We start from the raw sequence: 7,287 nt of genomic DNA on the forward strand, positions 1-7,287 counted from the left end.
GTTTGAGAAAATGCTGAAATTCCAGAAACTAATAAAATTGTAAAAATTAAAATTCTTTTTGTCATAATGCTTGTTTTTATTTATTACTGGTAATGTGTTTCTTTAGTTTGTAATAAATATCTTTAGATAGAAAAAGAGGAGAACGGTTTTGTATATGGTTTGTTGCGGGTTTGAAAACGTAATTTTCCGATGTTTAAATTTAGTTTTTTATGTTTTTCAAACATTCTATATTATTGAATTTAGCAATTTTTTATATGCGGTGTTGGCAATAGTTTTTTATTAAATTCTTAAAATAATTTTCCAGTTGCAATTTTCATATATTTAGGATTCATCATTTGACTCATTAATAAATCGTTCATTATTTCGTTATAATATTCTATTTCCATATTTTTTAAAACAGTTGTTCTTTTTCCGTTTATTTTTTTAAATAAAGATTTAGTGTTAATATACATTTCGTAATAATTTCCTTGCTTTTCAATTCCAAGATAATTGTAACCCAAAACATTTCCAAATGTTATAATTGGCATTTTAAATTCAATATTACTACCATTATCTTTACTGATAACTGTTCCTAATGCGTTTTGATTTGCTAAAAGTAAAGCACAAAAATTTTTAAAATATTCTTTCATCTTTTTTTAATTAATTATTTATACCACCTATGAATAATATTATCCAAATTATAAGAATTACATAGCCGAAACCTCCTGCTTTTCCACTTAAAAATTGTAATGGCCATAATGGTCCGCCAATGAAAGCTAGGATTACGTATAAAATGATAGCAATTGTTAGCATTTAATTATATTTTAATTTAGCATACTATTAAAGGTTTCTGCGTTCCTGTTATTTGTGATATTAATTATTCAACCATTGTTGTGTTTAATGGTTTGCTTATTGAAAAAATTAATTTTTGTTTATTTGGCAAAATTAATGTTAGAGAATTATCATCTAAATAAGCAATTTGATTTTCCCCATATTTTGGTGAGTCATAATGAATAACCATTTTTCCGTTTACTTTTTTTTCTTCTCTTTGAGTATTGTTCAAATAGACTAAAGATTTAGAAGACTTTATTTCTTCATCGACTACAATAAAATTATTGGAGTTATTAACTGATACCAAAACGCTTAAAAACTTAGATGTTCTTTTTGTTCCATCATATTGAGTGGTCGTTATATAATTGAATTTTGATAATATTTCATATTTATCTTGTGAATGTGATAAAAGTGAAGTCATTATTAAAATCAGTAATAGAATATTTTTTTTCATAATTATTGCCAACGTTTATGTATAAGAATAGTTGCGGTTTTGTGTGCGAGGATTTTCCGAAGGAAAATCAGACGTAACAAAAGTGCAACGACCTTTGATTAAGCCTAAAATAGCAATTATTTTTATACGGTGTTAGCAGTAGTTTTTATATTTCTCGATAAAATTCTTTATTAAAATGTTTGTCATTAACCATTGAAAAAAGTTCATTTGCGTGATTTTCATTTCTTTCTCTGTGAGGGTCTTTTAATCCGTGATAACCAACTTTCTTTTCAAATTGTTCAGTTTCAATGTCAGCTAAAATTAACCTTATTTCTTCACAAACAACTTCGTATTCATATCCAATTTCTATAAGCTCTCTTGTTTTTATATCCGTAATTATATATCGATGAACAACTTTGTTTCTTAAATCGTAAAGTTGATATAGTTTTGAGTGTTGCTCGTCAGATAGGATATCCATTTCTTTAGCTTTATTATAGATTTTCTTTTCCATTAGAGGTTTATCATTTTCTCCTTGATATAAATAACTCAATTCAAACAAACTTGTTTTTTTTATAATTTGAATTTTATGTACAATACACAATCTCAAATAAGCATCAATTTGATTAGCATTAATAATTATTAACTCTATAAATGAGCGGTTTTCTATTGCTTTGTTTTTTAAATCAAATGAAGCAGCTAATGAAGCATTGAATTTTTCAAATCTATCATAACTTATAGCAAATTCCCTTCTGTCTAAACTTAAACACATTAGAGTAGAAAGACTATTTTCTACTTTTTCAATTTGGGTTTTTATAATTTCCGAATTTAATTTGGTTGGCTGACAAACATATTTTGCCATAAAAAAATAATCTTCTACGACTGTTGCCCACAATAAAACTTTAAATTCAGCATCTGGTAGTTCAGTCGGAATAAATTTTAAATTATCAGTATTGTAGTTACTCTTTGGTAATTTAGGATTTATTTCCTTTTCACTTTTGTGATAACAACTTATCTGAAAGCAACCTTGTGTATTTTCAAATAATTCAAAGCTAAATGGTGATTGATTTTTATATCCAGCAACTTCATTTTTATAATGCCAGTCCAATGGTATTTTTATTTCGAATATTCCATTCGGATGTGTGAAGTATTTCATTTCGATATCTGCTCTAAATTACTGCTAACTACTTTTATCAATACTAAATACTCTTATATCAAGAATAAGTAAAGGGATATTGTTAGTTTAAGCACTAAATGTATTACTTTCTATTAAATGAAAATTACGGGTAACCGTAATAGAACAACATTTAATAATAAATAATTTAAATACACTATGAAAGTCACTGAATAGATTGATTTAATTACGAACGCCTGATATCCATAATGATATTTTTTAACATACAAAAAACTAAAAATTATCATTTTAAATTTCATTTGTTGTTTTTATATTTAAGCCCTTTTTTACAAAAATTAATATTAAACGAAAAAAAAAGACAATGAAAACAATGAAATTAACCTATTTTTTACTAATTATTTTATCAATATTCACTTCTTGTTCTGATGATGACAGTAATAATACGGAGCAATCAAATGATACTTTAATTGGTACCTGGCTGGGAGTATCAAGTAGCTTTAATGAAGAGAGCACTGGGATTCCAGACAGTACTATTATAAAATTCACAGCAGATAACCGTGTAGAATTTATTTATAAAAACTTTGGAAATGAGGGAGAAGACATTTCCGAAATAGGAACCTGGACAAAAGAAGACAGTATATTAACCATTACTTGGGATGATGCAGATTTTGATCTAGATGTTTTAACATTATCTATTATAGAATTAAATGAATCGACCTTAGAATGGGAGTATGAAATTAAAAATGAAGGCACCCTAAAAGAAGTTTATAAAAAAGAATAGATTATAGAATCTGTTTAGATTTCAAGGTAACTGAACATTGTTTTTGCTTAGTTACCTTTTTTTATCTTATATATTTCTAGTAGATTTAAACCACTCCTAAAATATAGATAAAATGATTGATATGCATAAAACTGTGTTATATATGAATATTTCCCGGGGTGGGGTAATTGCTGATCAATTTTCGAATTTTAGCCACTAAATTCTGAGATTTAGCATTTAGTTGTTCAACCTTTATTAAATTCATAAAATCAGATAAAATATTTCACATAATTGTACGTCGCTGACAAGAACTCTACATATTGTTTTTCCTATTTGAATTCCTTTTTTAATTAATAACAATCTAATGATTCTAATAATCGTCCTTTGTTTCTAATTATTCCGCTTGATGACCATCATCTACTTCAGCAAATTTATTAGTCCATCATAGCTTCCTATTATTTCGTATTAATAGTCAACTTAATCATTAGAACATAATAAAAACAAAAGTGGTAATATTCTCATTTCGTTTTATTTAAATTATTAAAAGCAAAGGAACAGAGTTTGTATAATCGCTAAATATATTACTTTATTGTAGGTTACAATATACAGACAAATTTTCAAGGGTGATTTTTTTTATGAGAATTCTAAACCAGAGAAATCAAACTAGACCTTTACCCGAATAATATCATTGATATATGTAGAATACCTTGGCGACAAACGTTCTTGTTTCATTTTCCATTGACGACCTAGAGATTGAGCCCCGAACTTTACTTTATTGTTACCATAGGACGTATTTAGCCTATCGACAATTGCCATTAGGGGTTGGTGCTTTGGATTCTCGTTAGAGAATAGACTAAATTGTTTTTGGTCTTCTGGAGTGAGGTTCATTACAATTACGCCGGCTTTTTTGTAATGGAAATCTTTTTTATAAATACACTCTAATGCTTTATGAGCTGCTTTTATAAGGGCTGAATTGACATTTATAAAGGCGTTTACAGATGATGGCAATCCTACACTAATTTGAAATAAAAATAATATTTCTCTCTCAAGCAATTATTATAGGCAGGGACTCGTGATAAATGACAATAGAAAAAGACTTTCAAAATGAACCAATTTAGTATACTTGATTAATAATAGGTAACTAAGGTTTTCTCACCTTTTTCCCCATTTTCAATTCCGTAAATAGCAATAGGGTAGTCATTTTCATCATAATCGTAAAATACTTGATAGTCAATTACTCCTGGTCCATCTTCAACTTTAATTACATTATTTGTACTATTAGTAAAAAGAACATGATAATGACCTCTAATAATATTTAACTTATCAAACCCGACTATGTTTTTTTCTACATTATTTTTTTTATCGTATTCATAAATTTCATCTGAATTCGAGTTTTTTATAACATTACCATTATCAAGATATAACTTATGGTAACCAACTTTATCAGAATCACTTCTAGTATCTTTAACTCTTATTTCATTCTCCGTAATATACTCATATTCTTCTATAGAAGTAGGCCCCGGAACTCCTGTATTTTCGTCTGAATATGTTAGTTGAGACTTTATTAAAATATCGTTAGAATTATAAATAAAATTTTCTGTCACATCGTTTATTCCATCTATAAAACATTTACATTCAGTAATTAAACTTCCTGAATAAGTGTATTTCTTAACTGCAATGTTAGATGAACCACTATAAGTTACCCTAACCTCCTTAATATGATCATTTGAGTCGTAAAAATAATTGACAGTATTTATACTATTTTCTATTGTCTTAGGTATATATTTTTTTGATTCAGTTTCAACACCTGTTTCGTCAATATTGTCGCTATCACAGGAAAGAATAAAAAATGATATTAATAAAAATAAGAACTTGGTTGATTTACCCATAGCTTTAATTTGTTAGTTATTTAAATTTAAAACATTGTTTCTTTTTAATAATTCTAATTATTAAGTTTAATTGTAAGTACTGGTTTCTTTTTTAGAATTATCGGTTATAGGAACACTACTTAAGCGTGTGAAATATTGTTTTATTTAATTACAACCCGCTTTTGATTTCATTTCCTCATATTCACGTTTAATCTCATTTATAGCATCTGGATTTCCTCCAGCATATTCTAAAGCTTTTACATATAGTTCGTTAATTTCCAAACATTCCTGGTTTTCATCATCACTTGAACAGGACATAAGGACTGAGATCAGGCAAAAAAATAATATTTTTTTCATGTTATCATATAGTGTTTTTCCAATAAAGTGTTTACATCTCTTTTAGTATAGCGAACCAATTGGTTAGTTTAGACTAACTAAAAAAAATGAGCTTTCTTCTTATTTTTCTGTAAGAAGAAAGGAAATATCGTTAGTTTAAGCACTAAATGTATTACTTTCTATTAGCAGAATATTACGGAAAACCGTATAAGGGTAACATTTTATATTAAATGAATATAACTTCATCTTAACCTGAATAATATCATTGATATGCGTAGAACACCTTGGAGATAAGCGTTCTTGCCTCAGCTTCCATTGGCTACAGAGAGGTTGAGAACCGAACTTTACTTTATTATTAGCATAGGTTAAAAACAATTTTGTTTTAATTGTTATAACCTATGGTTTTTCAAAGTTTGAACACGCAGCACAGTTATCTAGTTACGTTGGAATTACAGCTACCATAAGGGAATCTAGGAGTAGTATGAAAGGTAGATCACGGATAAGTAAAGTCGCGGGAATAAGAAATTAGGCAATCTATTATTTCTATGCTCTTTTAGTACATGCAAGCATAATAAAATAGTGTCTAAAATTTTTAGCGACATGACTTGTTTTTACCTCAGTTCTTTGTTAGGCAACGTATTTTCCTAGATTAAATAATGCTTTTATTGACACTCCTAAAACTTCTCTCATTTTTTCAACTTTATCTTTTTCTCGATGTTCTGGTTTTAGTTCGTTTTCAATTGTCGAAAATTCAAGCCCGAAATATTGATGAAAACCAACATAGAATAATAAAGTCAGCATATTTTGGTTATGCTTAATTAAATCCTGCATATCTTTTTTAAATTCCTTTGAGTCAATTTGTATTTTCTTACTCTTGTCAAAATGGTCTAAATTTTTCGGTATTGGTTCTTTAATTGGATAGCCATCGTAGTGCTTTACGCAATTACAAATCCAATTTATTTTTCGTGTTATAGGAAAATTATGTGTGGTTTTTTTTAATTCGACATCGAATTCGGATTTTAAATATTCCGTAATCGGCAAAAATTTATGGTCAAAATTAATTTCTTTAAAAAACTCGTCCATCATCGGAATTAAGTTTTTCAAAAAGCTTTCATATTTGTGAAAAGCACCAACATAACCCAATCTAACAGTTTCAAAATAATTTTCTTTGTATTCATCTTCAGTTAAATTGAAGAATTGTTTATACTTTGAAAATTTAAGTTCTCTTTTAAAATTTTGTATTGATTTTAATGAAGCTGGAAGGTAAAATTGAACAAATAAATCTTGATATGAGTGAAATTCGGAAACAAAACGCACTACAAAATCAAAAAGTTTTTTCCCGAGTGGGTCATTTTGAGTGAGTTCAAAATTCGGGATTTTTGAAAATTCCTTTTGAAGATTTTCAATTAATAAATCTATAGAGTTTACTTTCTTTTTCAATGCGTTTTTATATGTTGCATAACGTCGATATATAAGATTAGCGGCGTGTTTAAGCACCTAATTTAGCAAGTACATACCAAACTGAATATCCGCGAAGATTTTCAGGATTAGGCGAGAACAAGCAATTACTTCTAGGTATTGTTATGCATTCGTTATTTCATTTCTATTCTTAAAATATTAGCAATAAATTCAATCGCGTTTTTATTATAAATGTTTGGACATCCAGAAGTAATTATTCCACTTTCTTTATAATTATCTTCCTGTTCTTTATTTCTAAAATTATAAGCAGAATAATCAAAATTATTTTTAAATCATTTTCCCTAATTACTCTCTAAACATCTCGCCTACTGCTTATTAGAATTGCTTTTTTTTTACTTCAGATGCCAATCGAGTCGCAGAATATGAGAATTGTTTAATTAAATCTTCTTTTGCTTTGAGAACAACTTACAAATAAAAAAACGGTCATTAATAATGCTAAATATTTTCTCATTTATTCTATAATTTTTTT

Annotated in this window: 11 protein-coding genes; 2 read left to right on the top strand and 9 right to left on the bottom strand. The window is 27.5% G+C overall.

The window, feature by feature from the left end; translation table 11 throughout:
* Positions 1 to 287 precede the first annotated feature (287 nt).
* From Q1B05_RS18145 to Q1B05_RS18160, 4 genes are all read right to left on the bottom strand, one after another.
* Positions 288 to 629 carry a hypothetical protein gene (locus Q1B05_RS18145; protein WP_299782803.1) on the bottom strand — a complete coding sequence of 114 codons (342 nt, stop codon included), beginning with the start codon at positions 627 to 629 and terminating at the stop codon, positions 288 to 290.
* Positions 630 to 639: 10 nt separating this feature from the next.
* Positions 640 to 792, bottom strand: a complete 153-nt coding sequence (locus Q1B05_RS18150) for a hypothetical protein (RefSeq protein WP_299782805.1) — start codon at positions 790 to 792, stop codon at positions 640 to 642.
* A gap of 64 nt (positions 793 to 856) precedes the next feature.
* Positions 857 to 1,264 carry a hypothetical protein gene (locus Q1B05_RS18155; RefSeq protein ID WP_299782807.1) on the bottom strand — a complete coding sequence of 136 codons (408 nt, stop codon included), beginning with the start codon at positions 1,262 to 1,264 and terminating at the stop codon, positions 857 to 859.
* A gap of 145 nt (positions 1,265 to 1,409) precedes the next feature.
* On the bottom strand, positions 1,410 to 2,396 hold the full coding sequence (locus Q1B05_RS18160) for a hypothetical protein (protein WP_299782809.1): 987 nt from the start codon (positions 2,394 to 2,396) through the stop codon (positions 1,410 to 1,412).
* A 340-nt stretch (positions 2,397 to 2,736) separates the two neighbouring features.
* On the opposite strand from Q1B05_RS18160, the gene Q1B05_RS18165 reads away from it, so the two are divergent.
* Positions 2,737 to 3,156 carry a lipocalin family protein gene (locus tag Q1B05_RS18165; RefSeq protein WP_299782811.1) on the top strand — a complete coding sequence of 140 codons (420 nt, stop codon included), beginning with the start codon at positions 2,737 to 2,739 and terminating at the stop codon, positions 3,154 to 3,156.
* 642 nt (positions 3,157 to 3,798) lie between these two features.
* On the opposite strand, the gene Q1B05_RS18170 is transcribed toward Q1B05_RS18165, so the two are convergent.
* The 4 genes from Q1B05_RS18170 to Q1B05_RS18185 form a co-directional block, all read right to left on the bottom strand.
* Positions 3,799 to 4,188: a DUF4113 domain-containing protein gene (locus tag Q1B05_RS18170; protein ID WP_299782813.1), complete on the bottom strand. Its 390-nt coding sequence runs from the start codon at positions 4,186 to 4,188 to the stop codon at positions 3,799 to 3,801.
* A gap of 74 nt (positions 4,189 to 4,262) precedes the next feature.
* Entirely contained in the window at positions 4,263 to 5,024 is a 762-nt protein-coding gene (locus tag Q1B05_RS18175) for a hypothetical protein (protein ID WP_299782815.1), read from the bottom strand.
* A gap of 144 nt (positions 5,025 to 5,168) precedes the next feature.
* On the bottom strand, positions 5,169 to 5,321 hold the full coding sequence (locus Q1B05_RS18180) for a hypothetical protein (protein ID WP_159021469.1): 153 nt from the start codon (positions 5,319 to 5,321) through the stop codon (positions 5,169 to 5,171).
* A gap of 174 nt (positions 5,322 to 5,495) precedes the next feature.
* Positions 5,496 to 5,714: a DUF4113 domain-containing protein gene (locus Q1B05_RS18185; RefSeq protein ID WP_299782822.1), complete on the bottom strand. Its 219-nt coding sequence runs from the start codon at positions 5,712 to 5,714 to the stop codon at positions 5,496 to 5,498.
* 16 nt (positions 5,715 to 5,730) lie between these two features.
* On the opposite strand from Q1B05_RS18185, the gene Q1B05_RS18190 reads away from it, so the two are divergent.
* Complete coding sequence (locus Q1B05_RS18190; RefSeq protein ID WP_366944407.1) at positions 5,731 to 5,868, top strand: transposase; 138 nt, start codon at positions 5,731 to 5,733, stop codon at positions 5,866 to 5,868.
* Positions 5,869 to 5,966: 98 nt separating this feature from the next.
* Here Q1B05_RS18190 and Q1B05_RS18195 read toward each other — a convergent pair whose 3' ends face one another.
* Positions 5,967 to 6,779, bottom strand: a complete 813-nt coding sequence (locus Q1B05_RS18195) for a hypothetical protein (RefSeq protein WP_299782824.1) — start codon at positions 6,777 to 6,779, stop codon at positions 5,967 to 5,969.
* Between the last annotated feature and the right edge of the window lie 508 nt (positions 6,780 to 7,287).

Source organism: uncultured Formosa sp. (assembly GCF_947500765.1).
Taxonomy (GTDB): Bacteria; Bacteroidota; Bacteroidia; order Flavobacteriales; family Flavobacteriaceae; genus Formosa.